The sequence below is a fragment of the Streptomyces sp. NPDC054956 genome, assembly GCF_053609185.1.
The window spans coordinates 1-20,940 of sequence record NZ_JBSGXB010000068.1 but is presented as its reverse complement, the minus strand read 5'-3'; the positions used below and the strand labels follow the sequence as shown (position 1 = coordinate 20,940).

The window sequence follows — 20,940 nt, the reverse complement described above, 5'->3', positions numbered from 1 at the left end:
ACGGAGTCTCGCCCCATGGGACCTGTGGAGTTCATCGTCCTGGCCTTCCCCGAGGAACAGCTGCGGGTGCCCGCGGTCGAGGCGGTGACGGGGCTGCGCAAGGCCGGGGTCGTCCGGCTGATCGACGGGCTCGTGGCCACGAAGACGGCGGCCGGGGAAGTCATGGCGGCGGAGTTCGACGAGTTCGTGGAGCTCCAGGGGCTGCTGACCGGCCGTGACGCGGCCCAGCTGATCGGTCCGGAGGACGTGCGGGAAGCGGCGGAACTGCTGGAGCGCGGGAGCTGCGCGCTCCTTCTCCTGGTCGAGCACGCGTGGGCCGAGGACGCGGCGATCGCCGTACGGTCGGCGGGCGGGCGGATCGTCGGCTCGGTCCGCATCCCGCCGGAGCGGACGGGGGCGGCCTGATGTTCATCCGACCGGTGGGAGTCACGGTCCGCGCGGCCCGGCGCCGCCCCGGCCGCCCGCTGCTGCGGGGCCTGCTGACCCGGGCGGCGGGGGCCGTGGAGGAGACGGAGCCGCCGTACGAGGCCGAGCCGGAGCCGGAGGAGCCCGAGTTCACCGAACCGGAGCCGGAGCCGGAGGAGGCTCCGGGGCTCCACGCGGAGGACGAACCCCGGCACGAGGGGCCCGCCCCCTCGGCCGGCCTGGTGGCGGAGCTGCGCCAGCTGGCCGACCTGGCCCGCGAGGGCCTGCTGACCCCGCAGGAGTTCACGACGGCCAAGGCCCGGCTGCTGCGGGACTGAGGCCGCGAACCGGCCGGGATGTCTCGGCCCTGCGGCCTGGGCGGCGGCCCGCGTCTCGCGCGGGCGTCTCGGGCGGGCGTCTCCTCGGCCCGCCCGGCGCGGTCGGGCCGCAGGCCGGTCAAGGGACCCGGCGGAAGGCGCGCCGGGCGGCTCTTGGGCGCCCGGGCCGGGTCCTGCGCTGGTAGGACCAGGCCGCCGCGCCCAGGGCGAGACCGTAGGAGCCGAAGCCTCCGTAGGCGACGAGGAAGATGACGGGTGCGAAGCCGCCCGTGTTCGGGTGGGCGGCGCCGAACGCGGTCAGCACCGCGGTGACCGGGGCGATCACGCCGAACACCGGGGCGAGGAAACCGGCTGCCGGCCAGGCCGGTGTCAGCGGGAGCCAGCGCGGGACCGGCTTCCCGGCGGCCAACGGCACCCAGCGCGGGAAGATCCGCCCCCACGGGCGGACGAGGCCGAGGAGCAGGACCGTGCCCAGGGCGGCCAGCACGATCGTGACGTCGATGCCGTGCTCGTAGCACCAGAGGAACGCGCGGTTGAGCACGCCCACTTCCCTCCCCCGGTCGGCGTCCTTCATCTTGTCCAGCAGGCTGGTGGTTCCGGCGGGGAGGCCCGCGGTGCCGCCGAAGGACCAGTAGGCCTTCATCGCGGCGTAGGGGATCAGCGAGCAGGCGCCGGCATAGGCGGTCCACCGCACGCGGCGGGAGGCGGGGGCGGGGGCCGGGACGGCAACCGGGGCGGAGGTCACCGGGGCCGGGACGTCAGCGGGGGTGGTCATGTGCTTCAGCCTGTCGAACGGGCCCGGCCACCGCGTCACTCCGCGGGACCAGCCCCCTCCCCCGCGCGGGGGAGGGGAGCCCCCGCCCCCGGCTCGTACGCCTCGAACGCCCCCGCCCCGCCAACCGGGTGACGCCGGAGCGACCGGCCGACACCGTTGGGCGATTTGTCATACCGGGCGTGGCAGCATCGGGCGCCTCGGAGGTGATCCCATGTCACATCGGCCGCTTCGCGCCGCCTGCATCGCCGCGGTACTCCTCGTCGCCGGGCCCGTCCCGAGTGCGGGGGCCGAGCCGGGGCTCCCCGAAGCGGAGTCCGTCGGGGTGCTGCTCACCCGTCTGCAAGGCCTCTACCAGCAGGCCGAACAGGCCACCGAGGCCTACAATGCCGCCGAGACCGCCCTCACCTCCCGGCAGGGCGAGGAGCGCCGGCTCAGCACCGAGCTCGGCAGGGCCCGTACGGCGGTCACCGAGGCGCAGGCCACCGCCGGGCGGCTGGCCCGCGAGCAGTACAGGGGGGCCCGGGGGTTCTCCCCGTACGCCCGGATGCTGTTCGCCGGGGATCCGCAGGGCGTCCTGGACCAGCGCCGGCTCGCCGACCGCGAGGGGGCCCGCCGGGCCGCCGCGCTGGACCGGCTCACCCGCGGCGAGCAGCAGGCCGACGCGCTCGCCACCGCCGCCCGCAAGGCCCTGGACTCCGAGCAGAAGCTGGCCGAGGAGACCAAGAAGCGCAAGGAGGAGGCCGCGGGCCGGCTCAAGGAGGTCGAGCGGCTGCTCGCCTCCCTCACCCCCGCCCAGCTCACCGAGCTCGGCACCCGCGAAGCCGCGGACACGGCCGCCGCGCAGCGGGCGCTCGTCGAGTCGGGGAAGCTGGGCACGCAGCCCCGTAACCCCACGGCGGCCGGGGGCACGGCCCTCACGTACGCGACCGCCCAGCTCGGGAAGCCGTACGTCTGGGGCGCCGAGGGGCCGGCCTCCTTCGACTGTTCCGGGCTGACCTCGCAGGCCTGGGCGCACGCGGGCCGCACGATCCCCCGGACCAGTCAGGAGCAGTGGGCCCAGCTGCCGCGGGTGCCCCTCGACGAGCTGCGCCCCGGCGATCTGGTGGTGTACTTCCCGACCGCCACGCACGTGGCCCTGTACATCGGCGACGGCAAGGTGATCCAGGCACCCCGGCCGGGAACGAGGGTCAAGGTCTCGCCGATCGCCGCGAACCCGCTGCTCGGCGCGGTACGGCCCGATCCCGACGGGGCGCCGCTGCCCGAGTTCACCCCGCCGCGGCTGCCCGACTCCCAGGCGGCCGCGGCGGGCGACGACACGGGTTACTCGGAGGCCGGGGCCCCCTCCGGGGCGTCCGACGGGGCCTCCGCCGAAGGCGCCGGGGTGGCCGAGGCGGCCGAGGGGGCCGAGGGGGGCGAGGCCGCGGCGACCTCCGCCAGGTAGTCGGCCGCGTCCTCGGGGTCGTAGAAGTACCCGTCGAAGTCGGCCGGGTTGTCGAAGCCGTTGGCGAAACGATTCGCCACCGGCTGGAGCTGCCCGGCCGCACCGATCAGGTTCAGCACGTGCTCCGGCGGGACCCCGAGCATGGCGTTGGTCCACTGGGTGACCGGCTTGCCGATGGTGAACCAGTACTTGTCGAAGGTGGCCTTCATCCACGCCTCGTCGAACGGGTTGTCCCCGTGCATGAGGATCGACGAGAGGTACGAGGCCGCGCACTTGGCGGCGGAGTTCGAACCCTGCCCGGTGATCGGGTCGTTGGCCACGACCACGTCCGCGACGCCCAGCACCAGACCGCCGCCGGGCAGCCGTCCGATCGGGTTGCGGACCACGGGCGCGTAGCGGCCGGCGAGCGTGGCGCCCGCGTCCGTCAGCTCCACCTTCGTCGCCCGGGCGTATTCCCAGGGCGTGAACTTCTCCATCAGTTCCAGCGTCAGCGCCAGGTGGTCGGCCGGGTCCTGCACGCCGTTGAACACGTCCAGCGGACCGCCCGGGATGCCCTCCCAGAACAGGATGTCGGCCCGCCCGGAGGTGGTCAGCGTCGGCATGACGAACAGCTCGCCGACCCCCGGGACGAGGTTGCAGCGCACGGCCTCCGTCTCCGGGTGCTCGGGGCGCGGACCGAGCCCGTGCACGTAGCTGACCGCGAGCGCGCGCTGCGGGGCGTCGTACGGGGAGCGGGCCGCGTCCCGGCCGAACAGCGAGACGAGCTCGCCCTTGCCGGCCGCGACCAGCACCAGGTCGTAGGTGCGCGCGAAGAAGTCCAGGTCGGAGACGGACGCACCGTGGATGACCAGCTGGCCGCCGCGCTGCGCGAAGGTGTCCAGCCAGCCGGCCATCTTCACGCGCTGGTCGACGGACTGCGCGAAGCCCTTCAGCCTGCCCAGCCAGTCGACGGCGCGGGAGGTGTCGGGGGCGGCGACGGAGACGCCCAGGCCCTCGATCTTCGGGGCCTGCTGCTCCCAGAAGTTCAGCTGGAGGTCCCGCTCGTGCTGGAGCGCCGTGTCGAACATGCACTGGGTGGACATGACCCGACCGGCGCGGATCTCGTCCGCCGTCCGGTTGGACATGAGCGTGACCTCGTACCCCTTCGACTGGAGTCCGAGGGCGAGCTGGAGGCCGGACTGGCCGGCGCCGACGACGAGTATCTTGCGCATCTCACGTTCTCGATTCGGTCTGTGCGGGTGCGGGTTCTACTCCGGGGTGGCGTCGAGCGCGTGCGCGACCAGGGTCAGCAGCGCCTCGACCACCGTGACGCGGCTGCGCGCGTCCATGATCACGACGGGTACGCCGGCCGGAACGCTCAGCGCCTCCCGCACGTCCTCGGGCTCGTACGAGCGCGAGCCCTCGAAGTGGTTGACCGCGACGGCGTACGGCAGCCCGCAGCTCTCGAAGTAGTCCAGGGCCGGGAAGCAGTCGCGCAGCCGCCGGGTGTCGGCGAGCACGATCCCGCCGATGGCGCCGCGCACCAGGTCGTCCCACATGAACCAGAAGCGCTCCTGGCCGGGGGTCCCGTACACGTAGAGGACGAGGTCGTCGTCGAGCGTGACGCGTCCGAAGTCCATGGCCACGGTGGTGGTGTGCTTGTCCGGCGTCGAGGACAGGTCGTCGGTGGGGACGCTGGCCTCGGTCATCAGCGCCTCGGTGCGCAGCGGCACGATCTCCGAGACGGAGCCGACGAAGGTGGTCTTGCCGACGCCGAACCCGCCCGCCACCAGCACCTTGACGGCGACGGGAGCGCGCGAGCGGTCGTACTGCCAGGGCTGTACGGACTCGTCCGCCAGGGCGGGGACACCTGCACCGGGAGCGGCTGCGGTACCGGTTTCAAAGACGGCGGAGCCCACTGAGCACCCTTTCGAGCAGCGCGCGGTCGGGGCGGCCGGTGCCGTGCCCGGTCCCGTAGACGCGGATCCTTCCCTGGTCGGCGAGGTCGCTGACCAGGACGCGGACCACACCGAGCGGCAGCTTCAGCAGCGCCGCGATCTCGGCGATCGTGCGCATGCGGCGGCAGACCTCGACGATCGCCGGCATCTCGGGCATCCGGTCCGGCCTCTGCGGCTCGGACGCCCGGGTGTCGAGGGCGGCGACGAAGGTCTCCACGTGCAGGACCTGCGTGAAACGGGTGCGGCCGCCCGTGAGGGAGTACGGGCGCACACGGGCGGGGCGGCGGTCGGCGCCGCGTATCGGCAGCCGGTCGGAGGCCGGACTCCTCACGGGGTGTTCTCCATCGACTGGCGCAGCTCGCTGCGGACTTCGGGGGTCAGGACGTGGCCGGCGCGGCCCACGAACAAGGCCATGTGGTAGGCGACGACGCTCATGTCGCAGTCCGGCGTGGCGTGCACTCCGAGGAGCGAGCCGTCGCTGATGGACATGACGAACACGGAGCCGTTCTCCATGGCCACCATCGTCTGCTTGACCGGGCCGCCGTCCATCAGGGCGGCGGCGCCCGTGGTGAGCGAGCCGAGTCCGGACACGATGGTGGCGAGGTCGGCGGACGCGCCGCGCGGGCCCTTGGGGCGGGCGGCCGCGGGTGTGTCGGGCGCCGGGTCGGAGGACAGCAGCAGGAGCCCGTCCGAGGACACGACGGCCACGGAGTTGACCCCGGGGACCTCCTCGACGAGGTCGGTCAGCAGCCACTGAAGGTTGCGGGCCTGGGTGCTCAGTCCGTACGTACTGGGCGCGGTCATGTGCGTGCCTCCTGTGCGGTGTCCCCCCGGTCGGTCTGCCCCTGTTCCTGCCGTGCGTCCTGCCGTTCGCCCTGCCGCGGGGCCTGGGCGAGCTCCGCCTCCACGACGCGCCGCCCGTCCTGGGCGCCGCGGTAGAACCCGCCGAGGCGGCGGCGCAGCTCGTCGGCGTCGACGCGGCGCGGCTCGGGGGGTACGTCGTTCCCCCGGCCGGCGGCCACCACGCGGGGGGTCCGCTTGGGGAGGCCCTTGTCGGTGAGCTCCTCGCCGGCGTCCTCGGCGGGTGCCTCGGCCGGCGCCGGAACGCGGAACACCTGCTCGGCGGGGGCCTCGACCGAAGCCTTGACCCGGAACACCTGCTCGGCGGGCACCTCGGCGGGGGCCGGGACGCGGAACACCTGCTCGGCCGGCACCTCCACGCGCGGCGGGACCCGGAACACCTGCTCGGTGGGCGGCAACTGGCCGGCCGGGGGCGCGAACGCCGCCGGAGCGGGTTCCGGGACCACCCTGGCCAGGAGTTCCTCGGCGGGCTCCGCCGCCGCCTCGTGGGCGGGCTCGGGCTCGGTGTCCGGCGCGGGCTCGCGCGACGGCTCACGGGCCCAGGCCGGCTGGTGGGCGGGCTCCGCCTCGGGCCAGGAGCCGTCGGCCGGGTGCGCGTCGTCGGCCGGGTAGGCCCCGTGGGCCGGCTCCGCCTCGGGCGCGACCTCGGCGACCGGCAGCGGCTCGGCGACCGGCAGCGGCTCGGGGGCCAGTACCGGCTCGGGGGCCGGCACCGGCTCGGGGGCCCGCTCCGGCTCGGCGTCCGGTTCCGGCCGGGCCGAAGCCTCCGGGTCCGGTGCGCCGGCGGGAGCGGCCGTGCCCCGTACCCGCGAGGGAAGCGTGTTCTCGTTGGCCTCCGCGACGATCCCGGGCAGGTGCAGCGAGGGCGCGCCCGGCGTGCCCAGGGTGTGCACCGGCGAGACCGGCGGGGTGGCGGGCAGCAGCGACGCCGGTACGACGACCAGGGCCTCGGTACCGCCGTGGCGCGGGGTGCGCAGCTCCGCGCTCACTCCGTGCCGGGCCGCGAGCCGTCCGGCCACGTACAGGCCGAGGCCCAGGCCGTGCTCCGACTCGGGCTCCTCGTCGTACGCGTCGGGCGTGGCCAGCCGCTCGTTGAGCGTGGCGAGGCGGTCCTCGGTGACCCCGATGCCCTCGTCGACGACGGACAGCACCACGTCGCCGGAGTCGAGCAGCCAGCCGGACACCTTCACCTTGGCGTCCGGCGGCGAGAAGGTCGTCGCGTTCTCCAGCAGTTCCGCGAGCACGTGCGAGATGTCGTCCGCGGCGTGCCCGGCGACCTGCGTGTACGAGGGCAGCACCCCCAGTTCGACGCGCTCGTAGCGCTCGATCTCGCTGACCGCCGCCCGCATGACGTCGACCAGCGGCACCGGCAGGCCCTGCCCGTGGCCGTGCTCCTGGCCGGCGAGGACCAGCAGGTTCTCGTTGTGGCGGCGCATGACGGTCGCCAGGTGGTCGAGCTTGAACAGGGTGGAGAGCCGCTCCGGGTCCGGTTCCTCGGACTCCAGCTCCTCGATGACCGCGAGTTGGCGCTCGACGAGCCCGAGGGTCCGCAGGGACAGCGACACGGAGGTCGTCGACATGATGCGGCGGTGCTCCTCGAGCCCCGCCCGCAGCTGCGCGAGTTCGTCCTCCAGCGCTTCCCGGCCCGTGGTGAGGGCCTCGTTGCGGCCGATGATGCGGCGCCGGTCGGCGTCGAGTCCGGCGATCCGGGTGTGCAGGGAGACCGTCTGGTCGCGTACGCCGTTGAGGTGGCGCACGACCTCGGCGAACTCGTCGTTGCGGCCGGTGAACCGGACCGGCTCCACCGAGCCCTCGGGCGTCGCCAGCCGCTCCGCGCCGCGCCGCAGCACGGACAGCGGGCGGGTCAGCGAGCGGGCGACGGCGGTGGAGACGCCGATGGTGACCAGGAACAGCACGCCGAGGAAGGCCAGTACGGTCTCCAGCGCGGTCACGTCGTCGTCGCGCAGCGCGGCGAGCGCGGTGGCCCGCTGGGCGGAGAGGGTGGCCTCGACCGAGCGCATCCGGTCGACGCGGGCGGTCAGGGCCGGTCCGACGGTGCCGGGGTCGAGCTTGCGGTCGGCGCCGGAGAGGGTCGGCCGGTCGGCGAGCCTCTTGAGGTAGTCGTCGGCCGTCTTGACCTCGGGTCCGGTGACGGTGGCGGCGAGGGTCTGGCGCACGTCGGGCCGGGCGGCCCGTGCGAAGTCGTCGAGGGCGCCCAGTTCCCGTACGCGCGCCCGCTGGGCGGCGCCGGTGAGCTCGTCGACGGCGGCGGCGCCGGCGGGCTGCTCGCCGCGGGGGACGGACAGCGCGGCGAGCAGCAGTCCGCGGGTGGCGGAGGCCTGTTCCACGGCCTGGCCGAGGGGGGCCAGCGGGCGGGTGGTGACGAGGGCGTCCTCGGCGCGCGGCGGGGTCAGTTCGACGAGCCGGCCGCCCGGTGCGAGGACTTCGGCGATGAGGCCGGAGTAGGCCTGGTGGGCGGCCAGGGCGCTGCCCTTGCCTTCGAGGACCTCGGTGCGGACGGTGCGGACCCGGCCGAGGGCGCGGGCGAGTTCCTCGCCGGCGTCGGTCCGGACCTCGGCGAGCTGCCGGTCGGTGCCCGCCGTGCGCTCCTGGACGGCGGCCTGCGCGCCCTGGGGTCCGCCGGGCCGGCCCTTGGCCACGTACTCGGTGACGGCGTCGCGCTCGTCGCCGAGGAGGTGGGCGAGGGTGAGGGTCTGGCGGCTCTGCTCGGCGAGGGTGACCAGGTGCTGGGAGTCCTTCAGGTCCGCCGAGGCGGAGACGACGGCGGGCGCCCCGGCAGCGAGGACGGCGAGCCCGGCCACGGCGACGCCGACGACCAGCCTGCTGCGCACGCGGACGCGGCGTCCCGCGGGGGCGGTCGCGGTGCCCGGTCCCTGGGTGGCTGGTCGGTCGGGTGCGGTGCCGTCGGGTGCGGTGCCGTTCGCGACGGTGCCGTTCTTCCGAGGCCGCTTCTTCTGCACCGGTGCTCGCAATCCTGTTACGTGTGCTGCTCGTGCTCGTCTACTCGTGTGGCCGAGGTGCCGGCCGGTCAACGAGTGAACGCCCCCGCCCCGGTTGTACCGCCGCGCTGTACCGCCGTACCGCCTCAGACCATCGCAGTGAGTGGGGAAGAGAGCCGCACATCGCCCACCCGGCCACACGAAGGAGTGAACAGCACGGAGGAGTTGGCGACCAACTCGGCGACCGGGTGTCAGCGCACGCTCTCGGACGGGTGGTTGAAAGATCGATGCGGCTTTTGGCAGGATGCCCGCCCACATACCGGCGGTCACCCCACTGGGCGCAAGTATCTCTTTCCACCCCAGCCGCCCCACATTGGTCCGTACTTTTCCCGGGCCGTCCCGCCGTTACGGGGCCCCGCGCGGGCAGAATGCCCACATGCGCATCGATCTCGCCTCGGCCCCCGGAAACCCGGAACGCCCCAACGAGGACTGGCTGTCGGCGGCGGTGCCCTCGTCGGGCGGCGGGGTCCTGGTGGCCCTCGACGGGGTCACGCCGCCGCCGGGCGACGTCGGATGCGCGCACGGAGTGCCGTGGTTCGCGGCCCGGCTCGGGGGCCGATTGACCGAACTGTCCGGATCGCGCCGGGACATGCCCCTGGACCGGGTCCTCGCGGAGGCCATCGGAGCCACCGCCGACGCACATCGGGACACCTGTGACCTTTCTCACACGCGGACCCCGCAGGCGACGGTGGTCCTGGTCCGGTGGGACGAGTCCCACGTCGAGCACCTGGTGCTCTCGGACTCCGTACTCCTCCTCCAGGCGCCCGGGGGCGAGGTGAGCGCGGTCCTCGACGACCGGCTGGACCGGATCCCGCGCGAACGGCTGCGCACGGAGGCCTCGGCGGACCTGCTGCGCAACGTGGAGGGCGGGTTCTTCACCGCCGCCGCGGACCCGGCGGTGGCGGCCCGGGCGGTGACCGGGCGCACGCCGCGCGCCGAGGTGCGGGCGGTGGCTGCGCTCACGGACGGGGCGAGCCGGTGGACGGACACGTTCGGGGAGGGCGACTGGGCCGAGTGCCTGGCGATCCTGCGCAAGGAGGGCGCGCAGGGCCTGATCGGACGGGTGCGCGCCCTGGAGACGGACCCGGACCGGCCGCACGCGCGGGGCAAACGGCACGACGACGCTTCCGCGGTGTACGCGGAGCTGTAGGCCCGCCCTTGCGGCTCCGGCGGCTCCCGCGGCTCCGGGAGGACTACTCCGCGCCCGCGTTCAACTGGTTCAGCAGCCGGGCCAGTTCCGCCACTTCCCCGCGGTCCCAGTCGGCGAGCGTGCGCATGTACTGCTCGCGGCGGGCGCCGCGGACGCGCAGGAAGCGTTCCCGGCCCTCCTCTGTGAGCCCGACCAGGAAGGCCCGGCCGTCCGCCGGGTCCGGCTCGCGGGCCACCAGGCCCAGGACCTCCAGGGCGCGCAGCTGCCGGCTCATGGTGGCCTTGCCGACCCCGAAGTACGCGGCGAGCTCGGTCGCCCGCTGCTGACCGGCGGCCTCCAGGCGTACCAGGAGGCCGTACGCGGCCGGTTCCAGCTCCGGGTGCAGGGCGCGGGCCATCTCCCCGGAGGATGCGCGGGCACGCCGGAGGAGGACGGACAGTTCCCGCTCCAGGGCAAGGAACTCCTGGTCTTCGCTCCCGTGCACGGCCCGCTCCTTCGGTGGTGGGTGAAGCACCAGTATTTCGCAGCGGGTACGCCGCGGGCCCGGGGCCCCGCCGGAGCGGGATCCCGGGCCCTGACCTGGGGGCGGAAGCCTTCAGGCCGCGGCCTGAAGGCAGGGCACGGCCTGAAGGCAGGGCACGGCCCGCCCTCGGGCGCGGCCCGCCCTCAGGCGGCGACGGTCACCGGGACCGCGTCGGCGACGAGGGCCAGCTCCAGCACCTGGCGTACGTCCGTCACCGGGTGCACCTCCAGCCCCTCCAGCACCTCGGCCGGGACGTCGTCCAGGTCGGCCTCGTTGCGCTTGGGGATGATGACGGTGGTCAGCCCGGCCCGGTGCGCGGCCAGCAGCTTCTGCTTGACCCCGCCGATCGGCAGCACCCGCCCGGTCAGCGAGACCTCCCCGGTCATCGCCACGTCCGTGCGGACCTGCCGCCCGGACAGCAGCGAGGCCAGCGCCGTCGTCATCGTGATGCCCGCACTCGGGCCGTCCTTCGGCACCGCGCCCGCCGGGAAGTGGATGTGCACGCCCCGGTCCTTCAGGTCCGCGACCGGGAGTTCCAGCTCGGCCCCGTGCGAACGCAGGAAGCTGAGCGCGATCTGCGCCGACTCCTTCATCACGTCGCCGAGCTGGCCGGTCAGCGTGAGCCCGGCCGCGCCCGTCTCGGGGTCGGCCAGCGAGGCCTCGACGAACAGGACGTCGCCCCCGGCGCCGGTCACGGCGAGACCGGTGGCCACGCCGGGCACGGCGGTGCGCCGCTCGGAGGGGTCCTGCGCGGACTCCGGCACGTGGTGCGGCCGCCCGATCAGCCCCCGCAGCTCTCCGGCGCCGATCCGGTACGGCAGCTCCCGCTCCCCCAGCTCGTGCTGGGAGGCCACCTTGCGCAGCAGCCGGGCGATGGCGCGCTCCAGGGTGCGCACGCCCGCCTCGCGGGTGTACTCCCCGGCCAGCTTGCGCAGCGCGTCCTCCTCCAGGACCACTTCCTCGGCGCCCAGCCCGGCGCGCTCCAGCTGCCGGGGCAGCAGGTGGTCGCGGGCGATGACGACCTTCTCGTCCTCGGTGTAGCCGTCCAGGCGCACCAGTTCCATGCGGTCGGCGAGGGCCTCGGGGATGGCCTCCAGCACGTTGGCCGTCGCGAGGAAGACCACGTCGCTGAGGTCGAGCTCCACCTCCAGGTAGTGGTCCCGGAAGGTGTGGTTCTGCGCCGGGTCCAGGACCTCCAGCAGCGCCGCCGCCGGGTCCCCGCGGAAGTCGGAGCCGACCTTGTCGATCTCGTCGAGCAGGACCACCGGGTTCAGCGACCCGGCCTCCTTGATCGCCCGTACGATCCGGCCGGGCAGCGCGCCCACGTACGTACGCCGGTGCCCGCGGATCTCGGCCTCGTCGCGGACGCCGCCGAGGGCCACGCGGACGAACTTGCGCCCCATGGCGTGCGCGACGGATTCGCCGAGCGAGGTCTTGCCCACGCCGGGAGGACCCACGAGGGCGAGCACGGCCCCGCCCCGGCGCCCGCCGACGACGCCCATCCCGCGCTCGGAGCGGCGCTTGCGCACCGCCAGGTACTCGGTGATCCGGTCCTTCACGTCGCTGAGCCCGGCGTGCTCCGCGTCCAGGACGGCCCGCGCGCCGCGGATGTCGTACTCGTCCTCGGTCCGCTCGTTCCAGGGCAGTTCGAGGACGGTGTCCAGCCAGGTGCGGATCCAGGAACCCTCGGGGGACTGGTCGCTGGAGCGCTCCAGCTTGTCGACCTCCTTGAGCGCGGCCTCCCGTACCTTCTCGGGCAGGTCCGCGGCCTCGACCCGGGCCCGGTAGTCGTCGGACTCCTCGCCCTCCTTCTCCCCGCCCAGTTCGCGCAGTTCCTTGCGCACGGCCTCCAGCTGCCGCTTGAGCAGGAACTCCCGCTGCTGCTTCTCCACCCCGTCCTGGACGTCCTTGGCGATGGACTCGGCCACGTCCTGCTCGGCGAGGTGGTCGCTGAGCGCCTTGACCGCGAGCCGCAGCCGGGCCACGGGTTCGGCCGTCTCCAGCAGTTCGACCTTCTGCGCCACGGTCAGGAAGGGCGAGTATCCGGAGTTGTCGGCGAGGGCGCCCACGCCCTCGATCTGCTGGACCCGGTCCACGACCTGCCAGGCCCCGCGCTTCTTGAGCCAGCTGGTGGCGAGCGCCTTGTACTCCTTGACGAGCTCGGTGACGGCCCCGGGCAGCGGATCGGGGACGCTCTCGTCCACGGTCTCGCCCTCGACCCAGAGCGCGGTCCCGGGCCCGGTGGTCCCGGCCCCGATCCGGACCCGCCCGCGGCCCCTGATCAGCGCCCCCGGGTCCCCGTCGGAGAGCCGTCCCACCTGCTCGACGGTCCCCAGCACCCCGGTCCCGGTGTACTTCCCGTCGACCCGGGGCACGAGGAGCACCTTCGGCTTCCCGGTTCCGGCGGCGGCCTGTGCGGCCTCCACCGCGCCTCGCACCTCGGCATCGGACAGGTCCAGCGGGACGACCATCCCGGGCAGCACGACCTCGTCGTCGAGCGGCAGCACGGGCAGGGTGAGCGTTACGGACGTCGAAGCCATGATCTTCCCTCCGGCAGTGAAGTTGAGCTATGCCGACTCAATGCATGTGCGCGCCCCAATGTTCCCCAACGCCCGTTCGCCCGGGGCGAACAGCCCCCGGACGGGTCAGACCGCCGAGATCCGGATGTCGCCCGACGTCGTGCGCACCGCGAGGCGGGCGGCGGCGGACGGGTCCGCCGGGAGGGTGACGTCCCGTTCGCCGGAGGTGGTGGAGACGTCGAGCGCGTACGGGGCCCGCGGAAGCTTCAGCTGCGCTTCGCCCGAGCTGGTTTCCACGGCGACCGAGGAGGGGGCCTTCGCGAAGGCGAGGCGGACGTCGCCGGATTCGGAACGCGCGTCCGCCCCGGCCCCGCCCAGGTTCTGGGCGTCGATCGAGCCGGAGGACGTACGGATCTTCAGCGGGCCGGCGATCCGGTCCACCCGGACGGAGCCGGAGGAGGTCTCCACCTCGGCCGCGGCCACCCCCGTCACCGTGACGCGGCCGCTGCTGCCGTCGAGCCTGACCGTGGCGGAGGCCGGCACCTCCAGCCGGTAGTCGATGGAGCACCGGTCGCCGCAGCTGCCGTTGGTGAGGGTCAGCACCCCGTCGGCGACCCGCTGGGCGGGCTCGGGCACGGCGTCGCCCCGGTAGTGGACGGTGCGGCGGACGGTGACGCCCGGTCCGCTGCCGGGCGTCACCTCGATGGAGCCGCTGCGGGCGTCCGACACGTCGACCGAGCCGATGGCCTCCGCCACCGTGGTGTCGGCGCTCGCCGTCTTGCGCGGGCCCGCGAGGGAGCCGATGGAGCAGCCGGTGAGCAGCAGCCCGGCGGCGAGGGCAGCCGCGGTGGCGGTGGCGACGGTGGTGGCTGCGGCGCGCGAACTCGTCTTCGTGGTCATGGACCGATCGTGCCGGTCGGGGCCTCGGCGCGGCATGGGGCCCGTGCCCGGGCCCGGGTGGGGTTAACCCCCGTCTCCCGCGGGCGAGCGCGGTCCCGGCCGCGTCCCGGGTTGGTCCGATCGGTCGGACCTGCCGGAGGGTCGGACCCCGGCGCTCCGGGCGGCGGCGGGGCCGCGGTTATGAATGAAATCGCATGACCGTTTTGTCACCTGACCGTCCGTGAGCATCCACGATGCGTCAACAACCTCAGGAGCCACACGATGCGACCCATCCGAACGGCCTGCCTCGGCGCGACGACCGCGCTGGTCACCCTCCTCGTCTGCGCCCCGCTCGCGACCGCCTCCACGGCGGACCACGATGCCACCCACTCCAACCCCAGGAAACACAAGGTCATCACGCTCACCGGCACGCTCGCGGAGCAGTCGCGCTTCCCCGTCAACCTCAACGGCCCCGCCGCCCAGGGCGACCGGACCGTCGTCCGCTCGATCCTCACCGACGAGGACGGCAAGAAGGTGGGCGAGACCGGCGGCTTCTGCACCACCACCCGGGCGGCGTTGACGGAGGACCCCGGCGGAGCGGAGGAGTGCGTCGTGACCTACACCCTCCCGGACGGCCAGCTCACCGCCCAGGGGATGTACTTCGGCATCCTCAAGGCGGGCCCTCCCCCGTCGTTCGACAACGCGATCACCGGCGGCACCGGGAAGTACCGCCGGGCCAGCGGCACGGTCCACGCCGAAACGATCGGCACGGGCATGCGGCGCTTCACGATCGACATCGAGTACTGACCGGCACCGACCGGCCCTCGCGGGCCTAACGCCCCTGGACGACGGGCCGGTCCGGTGACGGGACCCCCCACTCGCTCCAGGAGCCGTCGTACACCGCGAGTTCGCGGTAGCCGGCGAGGTCGGCGCCGAGGGCGAGGACACAGGCGGTGACCCCCGACCCGCAGCTGAAGTACAGCCGTTCCCGCTCCCCCGCCACCGCCCCGAAGGCCGTACGGAGCTCGGCGGCGGGCCGCATCAGGCCGTCGGGTCCCTGGAGTTCACCGAAGGGCAGGTTGACCGCGCCCGGCATGTGGCCGCCGCGCAGGCCCGGGCGGGGTTCGGGGGCGGTGCCGGCGAAGCGCTCGCGGGTACGGGCGTCGAGCACGGCGGCGGCCGGGTCGGCCAGCGCCGCCGAGACGGTGGCCCCGTCCACCAGCAGCCCGGCGCGGGGCCGGGCGGTGAAGGAGCCGCGCGGGCCCTCGTACCCCGGTCCGCGCTCCTCCACCGCCCGCCCGGCGGCGAGCCAGGCGGGCAGCCCGCCGTCGAGGACGGCGACCCGGTCGAAGCCCATCGCGCGCAGCATCCACCAGGCGCGGGCGCTGGAGTAGAGGCCGGCGCCGTCGTACGCGACGACCGTGCTGGTGTCGTCGACGCCGAGGGCCCGCATGGCCTCGGCGAAGGCGGCCGCGCCGGGCATGGTGTGCGGGGCGGCGGCCTCGTGGTCGGACAGGGCGCCGTCGAGGTCGAAGGGCCGGGCTCCGGGGATGCGGCGGCCCGTGTCGCGGTGGTCGCCGACGGAGGCGTCGAAGACGACCAGCCCGGGCGTGCCGAGGCGCTCCGCGAGCCAGTCCCCGCCGACGAGCGGCCCGGGCGGCGTGAGCGAACGGGAACGAACTGCGGCCATACGGCACCTCCGACACGGTTCCACGGCCCCGACCACGGGCCCCCGCCCCATCCTCCTACGCCCCGGCCCACCACCCCCGGCCGGGCCCGGCGGCCCAGCGGGCGGCACGACCGGACGGTCCCTCCACCACGGCCCGGCGGTCCCTCGGCCGCGATCGGGCGGCCCCTCCGCCGTAGCCGGGCGGCCCCTCCGCCGCGGCCTACGGGCAGTCGCCCGGGCGGGCGAAGAGGGCCACGCGGGCTCCGCGCAGCGGGGTCACCGAGCAGAGCTCGAAGGAGGAGACCAGCGTCTGCCGTTTCACCGCCTCCGCCGGGTAGCCGTCCAGCGGCTGGCCCACGGGGTCCAGCAGGGCCACCACCCGGTCGACGCGCGGGTCCAGCAGGGCCTCGCGGATCTGCTCCGGAGTCCGCTCCACGCCTTGGAGGCTCCGCGAAGCCGCCGGGGTCCGGGACAGCGCGATGTCGCGCAGGGACCCGTACAGCTCCGGCGAGGACAGCAGCCATTCGCGCCGCCGGGCGGGGAGGAACAGCACCGCGTCGCCCGGGCGCGACCGCTCGCGGACGGCCGCGGCCACGGCGAGGACGTCGTCCTTGCGGCTCTCCGGCGTGCGCAGCCACACGGACCAGAGCCCGGCGGGGACGAGGAGGGCCGCGATCAGCAGCCACGGCCACCGTCCCCGCGACCCCGCGAGCCGTACCCCCGCGAGGAGGGCGAGGCCGGCGAGCGCGTAGAGGACGTACCGGTCGACGTACCAGGGGTGCACCAGCGAGACCACCAGCAGCAGCCCGGGCGGCAGCAGGGCCAACGGCAGCGCCACGCGAACCAGTGCCGCGTCAGCCCCCCGGGCGAGCAGCAGCACGGCCGCCGCGACCGCCCCGTACGCCGCCCAGTCCTGCCAGCTCGGCCGCCCGAGCCAGCCCAGCTGCTGCTGCGCCTGGCGCGCGCTGACCAGGGCGAGCGGCAGCAGCGCGACCGCCACGGCCCCGGCGGCGAGCCGCCAGCCGCGCGAGCGCCACGCGGTGAACGCGTGCGCGGGCAGTGCCAGTACGGCGAACTCGTGCAGCCAGCAGCCCAGCGCGAGCACCACGGCGTAGGCGGCCCACCGCCCGCGCAGCATCAGGTACGTCGCCCAGACCACGGCCGCGGCGACGAGCGCGTACGAACGCCCCTCCTGCGCGTACATCTGCACGGGCGGCAGCAGGGCGTAGCCCACCCCGGCGAACAGGGCCCCCCGCTCGGCCCGGCCACCGAGCCCCCACCCCCGCGCCCGGCCGTCCCGGGCGGTCCGGCCGGCGCCTTCGGGGCCGTCGGGGCTTTCGGGGCCGGCGGCCCGTCCCGTCGTCGCGCCCGTCAGGCGGTGGCCGATCGCGGCCACGCCGGCCGCCGCCAGGGCCGTGGCGGCGACGGACGGGAGGCGCAGGGCCCACAGGCCGGTGCCGTCCGCACCGGTGCCGGACAGTGCGAAGACCCCGTGCATGAGCAGGTAGTACAGCCCGTGCACGGCATCGACCTGGCCGAGGAGTTCCCACAGCCCGCCGAGCGGCCGGTGCGCGACCTGCCAGGTGACGGACTCGTCGCGCCACATGGAACCGCCGCGCGAGAGGCCCCAGAGGCCGAGTACGACGGCGGTGAGCGGCGGCAGCCAGCGCCAAGGGGCGAAGCGGCTGATGTCGGCCTCCGGGTGCTATCCGTGCGGGTGGTGCTGACTCCATACTCGGGGTTCGAGCCGGAATACCTGCGGGGGTGGGCATGCGAGCGCGTGGATGGCGAGTGGGCTTGGTGACGGTGACCGTGGCAACGGCCTTGGTGTCGGGCCCGGTCGGGTGCTCGTCCGACGGCGACGGACCGAAGAAGGGCGACTCCCCCGCTCCGGGAACGAGCGCCTCCGCCTCGACGGCGCCGACCACGGGTACGGGCACCCCGGACCCCAGCCCGAGCCCGCCGCAGAGCCCGGACGCCACCGGCACCGTCCCGGCCCCCAGTACTTCCGCGCCCGCTCCCGCCCCGAGCCCCTCGCCGCCCGCCTCCGAGGCGACCCTCGTGGCGGTGACCCGTAGCGGTGGCCTCGCGGGCAGGAACAGCTCGCTGATCATCAAGGGTGACGGATCGTTCCTGCGGCTCGACGCGAAGGCCGAGGTGATCGGCCGCGACAAGCTCTCCGCGGCCGCCCTCGCGAAGCTGCGCACCGCGCTCCAGGAAGCGGACTTCCCCCACCTGCCCCGGCTCTCCATGGGCGGCAGCCCCGTCCCCGACGGGTTCACGTACGCCTTCAGGCACGGCGGCTACGAGGTCGCGGCGGAGCAGAGCAAGATGCCGAAGGGCCTGTCGAAGGTCCTGGACGCCCTCCCGCCCTTCAGTACGAACTGACCCCGCCCGCGGCCGCCGAGTCCGCCCCGGGGCCCGGGGAGCCTGAGCCCGGGGAGTCGGCGGCCGATGAGCCGGCGGCCGCGGCGCCGGCTCCCGCCTCCAGGCCCGTCCCCGAGACCGTGATCTCCCGCAGCCGCCGGTCCAGGTACCCGGCCAGCAGGCCGGCCATGTCCACGTCCTCCGGGGCCAGGACCCACTGGATCTGGAAGCCGTCCATCACCGCGAGGATCTCGCGCCCGACGGCCTCGCAGTCCGTCCCCGGCCGGACCTCGCCGCGCGTCACGCCCGCGCTCAGCACGCCGACGGTGTGGCCGAGGACCCGGGCGTAGCGCTGCCGGAAGTAGTCGTGCGCGGGGTGGCCGGGGTTCGCGGACTCCCCGACCAGCGTGTTGTACATCCGTACGAGCCCGGGCCTGCGGGCGTTGTCCGCGGCGAGGGCGACGACCGCCGCGAAGTGCGCGGCGACCGGGGGGACCTCCCCGTCCGGCGCGGTGAAGAGCCGGTCCACATCGTGCTGCTCGCTCTGCGCCAGGACCGACAGCAGCAGGTCCTCCTTGCCGCGGAAGTGGTGCAGCAGGCCGCCCTGGGTGATCCCGCAGTCCTGCGCGATCCGGGCCAGCGAGGAGGCGTTGAACCCCCATTGCGCGAAGTGCTCGACGGCGGTGTCGAGGATCTTCCGCCGCCGCGCGTCACCCACCGCGTAGCCGCCCCGCCCACCCCTGCCGCCCGCCGCCTTCGCGGGCGCGCGGCCCTGTTCCTGTGCCATGCGGCCCAGCCTAGGGCGTGTCGCGCACCCGGTTCCGGCCGTCGCGGGGAGTGATCCAGGTCACCGAACGAAAACCTAGTAGGTACACGGTTTTCGCACCTACCGTGAAATCGCCAGGCCGGCGACGAGGCCGACCGCGCGCCCACCCCTCTCAGGAGCCCGGCCATGAACACCTCCCCCGCTTCCCCCGCCTCCGCTTCCGCCTCCCCCGCCTACAAGGACGCCTCCCTCCCCGTGGACCGGCGCGTCGAGGACCTGCTCTCCCGGATGACCCTGGAGGAGAAGGCGGGTCAGCTCTTCCACGCGATGCTGATGATGAATCCGGACGGCACCCCGGTCACCGAGACCGACGGCTCGATCCTCCCGTTCACCACGCCCGAGCTGATCGAGGGCCGCTCCCTCACCCACTTCAACCTCCTCGGCAGCTACGGCGCCCGCGCGATGGCGACCTGGCAGAACGCCGTCCAGGAGATGGCCGCCGGCACCCGCCTCGGCATCCCGGTGACCCTCTCCACCGACCCCCGGCACACCTTCACCGACAACATCGGCGCCTCCTTCAACGCGGGCGCCTTCTCCGCCTGGCCCGAGGCCATCGGCCTCGCCGCCATCGGCGACCCGGAGCTGGTCCTCGAGTTCGCCGACATCGTGCGCCGCGAGTACCTGGCGGTCGGTTTCCGTGTGGCGCTGCATCCGCAGATCGACCTGGCGACCGAGCCGCGCTGGGCGCGTCAGTCGGGGACGTTCGGTTCGGACGCGGAGCTGACCGGCGAGCTGGTCCGGGCGTACGTACGGGGCCTGCAGGGCGAGGCGCTCGGTACGGCTTCGGTGTCGGCGATGGTCAAGCACTTCCCGGGCGGCGGCCCGCAGAAGGACGGCGAGGACCCGCACTTCGCGCACGGCAAGGAGCAGGTCTACCCGGGCGGGATGCGCGAGCACCACCTGGAGCCGTTCAAGGCGGCCATCGCGGCCGGCTGCGCGCAGATGATGCCGTACTACGGGCAGCCCGTCGGCACCGACTGGGAAGAGGTCGGCTTCGGCTTCAACAAGGGCGTCGTCACCGGCCTGCTCCGCGAGGAACTCGGCTTCCAGGGCATCGTCTGCACCGACTGGGGCCTGCTGAACGACTCCGTGATCTTCGGCGAGAAGCACCCGGCGCGCGCCTGGGGCGTGGAGCACCTGAGCGTCGCCGAGCGGGCGGCGCGCTCGCTGGAGGCCGGATCGGACCAGTTCGGCGGCGAGCAGTGCCCCGAGGTGATCGTGGAACTGGTCCGCTCGGGCCGGATCGCGGAGTCCCGGATCGACGAGTCCGTACGCCGCCTGCTGCGCGAGAAGTTCGTCCTCGGCCTGTTCGAGAACCCGTACGTGGACCCGGACGCGGCGGCGGAGACGGTCGGCCGGGCCGACTTCGTGGCGGCCGGCGCGGCCGCCCAGCGCCGTTCCCTGACGGTCCTCACCAACACGGAGCAGATCCTGCCCCTCTCCGGACGGCCGAAGCTGTACGTACGCGGCGTGGACGAGGCCGTCGCCGCCGAGTACGGGGACCTCGTGTCCGAACCGGCCGGGGCGGACCTGGCCGTGCTGCGGCTGCGCACCCCGCACGAGCCCCGCACGAACATCTTCGAGTCCTTCTTCCACTCGGGTTCGCTGGCCTTCCCCGAGCCGGAGCTCACGGAGATCCTGTCCCTCCTGGACGCCGTCCCCACTCTGGTCTGCATCAACCTGGAGCGGGCCGCGGTGATCCCCGAGATCGCGGAGCGGGCGGCGGCGCTGGTCGCGGACTACGGGGCCTCGGACGCGGCGCTGCTGGACGTGGCCTTCGGCCGGGCCAAGGCCGAGGGCCGGCTCCCCTTCGAACTCCCGCGCTCGATGGCGGCCGTCGCCGCCTCCCGCCCGGACGTCCCGAACGACACGGCCGACCCGGTCTTCCCGTACGGCCACGGCCTGACCGTCTGACTCTCCACGCGCCACTCGCACACCTCGGCCCCGGGGGCCCCGCCCCCTCAACGCACCGCTCACACGTCTCGGCCCCGGGGGGCCCCGCCCCCTCAACGCACCGCTCACACGTCTCGGCCCCGGGGGGCCTCCCCGGCTTCGCGCCGCTGCGCCGAACTCCGTCCGGCGGAGGCTGGGGCGAGCCCCGCGACGCAGCCGCCGGCCCGGACTCCGCCCCGTCGGGGTCCGGGCCCAGCCCCGCGATGCGGCCGCCGAGCCGGTGACCTCCCCGTGGCCGGAGGTGCGCCTATCGCCGTAGCAGGACCGTACCCAGCCC

The 20,940-nt window shown here is 74.5% G+C and carries 18 protein-coding genes and 1 pseudogene; 7 read left to right on the top strand and 12 right to left on the bottom strand.

Annotation, left to right across the window (positions count from 1 at the left end):
- Positions 1-15 precede the first annotated feature (15 nt).
- Together ACWGDE_RS14255 and ACWGDE_RS14250 are read left to right on the top strand one after the other, a co-directional pair.
- Positions 16-405: a DUF6325 family protein gene (locus ACWGDE_RS14255; protein ID WP_453389270.1), complete on the top strand. Its 390-nt coding sequence runs from the start codon at positions 16-18 to the stop codon at positions 403-405.
- Complete coding sequence (locus ACWGDE_RS14250) at positions 405-743, top strand: SHOCT domain-containing protein (protein WP_453389269.1); 339 nt, start codon at positions 405-407, stop codon at positions 741-743. The genes ACWGDE_RS14255 and ACWGDE_RS14250 overlap by 1 nt, the downstream gene beginning before the upstream one ends.
- Positions 744-861: 118 nt before the next feature.
- Here ACWGDE_RS14250 and ACWGDE_RS14245 read toward each other — a convergent pair whose 3' ends face one another.
- Positions 862-1,518 (bottom strand): hypothetical protein, encoded by a 657-nt coding sequence (locus ACWGDE_RS14245; RefSeq protein ID WP_453389268.1) that lies wholly within the window; start codon positions 1,516-1,518, stop codon positions 862-864.
- A 211-nt stretch (positions 1,519-1,729) separates the two neighbouring features.
- Between ACWGDE_RS14245 and ACWGDE_RS14240 the strand changes: the two are divergent.
- Positions 1,730-2,860: pseudogene (locus ACWGDE_RS14240) on the top strand (NlpC/P60 family protein); the annotation flags it as partial.
- Here the strand turns inward: ACWGDE_RS14240 and ACWGDE_RS14235 are convergent.
- From ACWGDE_RS14235 to ACWGDE_RS14215, 5 genes are read right to left on the bottom strand one after another with little or no spacing between them, the layout of a single operon-like run.
- Positions 2,839-4,170 carry a styrene monooxygenase/indole monooxygenase family protein gene (locus ACWGDE_RS14235; RefSeq protein ID WP_453389267.1) on the bottom strand — a complete coding sequence of 444 codons (1,332 nt, stop codon included), beginning with the start codon at positions 4,168-4,170 and terminating at the stop codon, positions 2,839-2,841. The pseudogene ACWGDE_RS14240 and the gene ACWGDE_RS14235 sit on opposite strands and share 22 nt — an antisense overlap.
- Positions 4,171-4,206: 36 nt before the next feature.
- Positions 4,207-4,857, bottom strand: coding sequence for a GTP-binding protein (locus ACWGDE_RS14230; protein WP_453389266.1), 651 nt, complete (start codon positions 4,855-4,857; stop codon positions 4,207-4,209).
- Positions 4,838-5,227 (bottom strand): DUF742 domain-containing protein, encoded by a 390-nt coding sequence (locus ACWGDE_RS14225; protein ID WP_453389265.1) that lies wholly within the window; start codon positions 5,225-5,227, stop codon positions 4,838-4,840. The genes ACWGDE_RS14230 and ACWGDE_RS14225 overlap by 20 nt, the downstream gene beginning before the upstream one ends.
- Positions 5,224-5,700: a roadblock/LC7 domain-containing protein gene (locus tag ACWGDE_RS14220; protein WP_453389264.1), complete on the bottom strand. Its 477-nt coding sequence runs from the start codon at positions 5,698-5,700 to the stop codon at positions 5,224-5,226. Before ACWGDE_RS14220 ends, ACWGDE_RS14225 begins: the two co-directional genes overlap by 4 nt.
- Positions 5,697-8,738, bottom strand: coding sequence for a nitrate- and nitrite sensing domain-containing protein (locus tag ACWGDE_RS14215; RefSeq protein WP_453389263.1), 3,042 nt, complete (start codon positions 8,736-8,738; stop codon positions 5,697-5,699). Before ACWGDE_RS14215 ends, ACWGDE_RS14220 begins: the two co-directional genes overlap by 4 nt.
- 415 nt (positions 8,739-9,153) lie before the next feature.
- Here ACWGDE_RS14215 and ACWGDE_RS14210 point away from each other — a divergent pair, with 415 nt between their 5' ends.
- Positions 9,154-9,927 (top strand): hypothetical protein, encoded by a 774-nt coding sequence (locus ACWGDE_RS14210; RefSeq protein WP_453389262.1) that lies wholly within the window; start codon positions 9,154-9,156, stop codon positions 9,925-9,927.
- A gap of 43 nt (positions 9,928-9,970) precedes the next feature.
- Here the strand turns inward: ACWGDE_RS14210 and ACWGDE_RS14205 are convergent, their stop codons facing one another.
- From ACWGDE_RS14205 to ACWGDE_RS14195, 3 genes are all read right to left on the bottom strand, one after another.
- Positions 9,971-10,411 carry a MarR family winged helix-turn-helix transcriptional regulator gene (locus ACWGDE_RS14205; protein ID WP_453389261.1) on the bottom strand — a complete coding sequence of 147 codons (441 nt, stop codon included), beginning with the start codon at positions 10,409-10,411 and terminating at the stop codon, positions 9,971-9,973.
- 182 nt (positions 10,412-10,593) lie between these two features.
- On the bottom strand, positions 10,594-12,990 hold the full coding sequence (gene lon / locus ACWGDE_RS14200; protein ID WP_453389260.1) for an endopeptidase La: 2,397 nt from the start codon (positions 12,988-12,990) through the stop codon (positions 10,594-10,596).
- A gap of 105 nt (positions 12,991-13,095) precedes the next feature.
- A complete protein-coding gene (locus ACWGDE_RS14195) occupies positions 13,096-13,869 on the bottom strand; it encodes a DUF4097 family beta strand repeat-containing protein (protein WP_453389259.1) in 774 nt (257 codons plus the stop codon).
- Positions 13,870-14,130: 261 nt separating this feature from the next.
- Between ACWGDE_RS14195 and ACWGDE_RS14190 the strand changes: the two genes are divergently transcribed.
- Positions 14,131-14,655 carry an allene oxide cyclase barrel-like domain-containing protein gene (locus ACWGDE_RS14190; RefSeq protein WP_453389258.1) on the top strand — a complete coding sequence of 175 codons (525 nt, stop codon included), beginning with the start codon at positions 14,131-14,133 and terminating at the stop codon, positions 14,653-14,655.
- A 25-nt stretch (positions 14,656-14,680) separates the two neighbouring features.
- Here ACWGDE_RS14190 and ACWGDE_RS14185 read toward each other — a convergent pair whose 3' ends face one another.
- Together ACWGDE_RS14185 and ACWGDE_RS14180 are read right to left on the bottom strand one after the other, a co-directional pair.
- Entirely contained in the window at positions 14,681-15,538 is an 858-nt protein-coding gene (locus ACWGDE_RS14185) for a sulfurtransferase (RefSeq protein WP_453389257.1), read from the bottom strand.
- Positions 15,539-15,737: 199 nt separating this feature from the next.
- Positions 15,738-17,123, bottom strand: coding sequence for a glycosyltransferase family 39 protein (locus ACWGDE_RS14180; protein WP_453389256.1), 1,386 nt, complete (start codon positions 17,121-17,123; stop codon positions 15,738-15,740).
- A 206-nt stretch (positions 17,124-17,329) separates the two neighbouring features.
- On the opposite strand from ACWGDE_RS14180, the gene ACWGDE_RS14175 reads away from it, so the two are divergent.
- Positions 17,330-17,905, top strand: coding sequence for a hypothetical protein (locus ACWGDE_RS14175; protein ID WP_453389255.1), 576 nt, complete (start codon positions 17,330-17,332; stop codon positions 17,903-17,905).
- Here ACWGDE_RS14175 and ACWGDE_RS14170 read toward each other — a convergent pair.
- Positions 17,892-18,671 carry a TetR/AcrR family transcriptional regulator gene (locus ACWGDE_RS14170; RefSeq protein ID WP_453389254.1) on the bottom strand — a complete coding sequence of 260 codons (780 nt, stop codon included), beginning with the start codon at positions 18,669-18,671 and terminating at the stop codon, positions 17,892-17,894. The genes ACWGDE_RS14175 and ACWGDE_RS14170 overlap by 14 nt on opposite strands.
- A 165-nt stretch (positions 18,672-18,836) precedes the next feature.
- Between ACWGDE_RS14170 and ACWGDE_RS14165 the strand changes: the two genes are divergently transcribed.
- A complete protein-coding gene (locus tag ACWGDE_RS14165) occupies positions 18,837-20,624 on the top strand; it encodes a glycoside hydrolase family 3 protein (RefSeq protein ID WP_453389253.1) in 1,788 nt (595 codons plus the stop codon).
- The last annotated feature ends 316 nt before the right edge of the window (positions 20,625-20,940 follow it).

Bases quoted from the DNA above. Each gene is read 5' to 3' on its own strand.
- ACWGDE_RS14255 (WP_453389270.1), top strand. From the start codon at position 16: ATGGGACCTGTGGAGTTCATCGTCCTGGCCTTCCCCGAGGAACAGCTG.
- ACWGDE_RS14250 (WP_453389269.1), top strand. From the start codon at position 405: ATGTTCATCCGACCGGTGGGAGTCACGGTCCGCGCGGCCCGGCGCCGC.
- ACWGDE_RS14245 (WP_453389268.1), bottom strand. From the start codon at position 1,518: ATGACCACCCCCGCTGACGTCCCGGCCCCGGTGACCTCCGCCCCGGTT.
- ACWGDE_RS14235 (WP_453389267.1), bottom strand. From the start codon at position 4,170: ATGCGCAAGATACTCGTCGTCGGCGCCGGCCAGTCCGGCCTCCAGCTC.
- ACWGDE_RS14220 (WP_453389264.1), bottom strand. From the start codon at position 5,700: ATGACCGCGCCCAGTACGTACGGACTGAGCACCCAGGCCCGCAACCTT.
- ACWGDE_RS14210 (WP_453389262.1), top strand. From the start codon at position 9,154: ATGCGCATCGATCTCGCCTCGGCCCCCGGAAACCCGGAACGCCCCAAC.
- lon (WP_453389260.1), bottom strand. From the start codon at position 12,990: ATGGCTTCGACGTCCGTAACGCTCACCCTGCCCGTGCTGCCGCTCGAC.
- ACWGDE_RS14195 (WP_453389259.1), bottom strand. From the start codon at position 13,869: ATGACCACGAAGACGAGTTCGCGCGCCGCAGCCACCACCGTCGCCACC.
- ACWGDE_RS14190 (WP_453389258.1), top strand. From the start codon at position 14,131: ATGCGACCCATCCGAACGGCCTGCCTCGGCGCGACGACCGCGCTGGTC.
- ACWGDE_RS14185 (WP_453389257.1), bottom strand. From the start codon at position 15,538: ATGGCCGCAGTTCGTTCCCGTTCGCTCACGCCGCCCGGGCCGCTCGTC.
- ACWGDE_RS14180 (WP_453389256.1), bottom strand. From the start codon at position 17,123: ATGTGGCGCGACGAGTCCGTCACCTGGCAGGTCGCGCACCGGCCGCTC.
- ACWGDE_RS14170 (WP_453389254.1), bottom strand. From the start codon at position 18,671: ATGGCACAGGAACAGGGCCGCGCGCCCGCGAAGGCGGCGGGCGGCAGG.
- ACWGDE_RS14165 (WP_453389253.1), top strand. From the start codon at position 18,837: ATGAACACCTCCCCCGCTTCCCCCGCCTCCGCTTCCGCCTCCCCCGCC.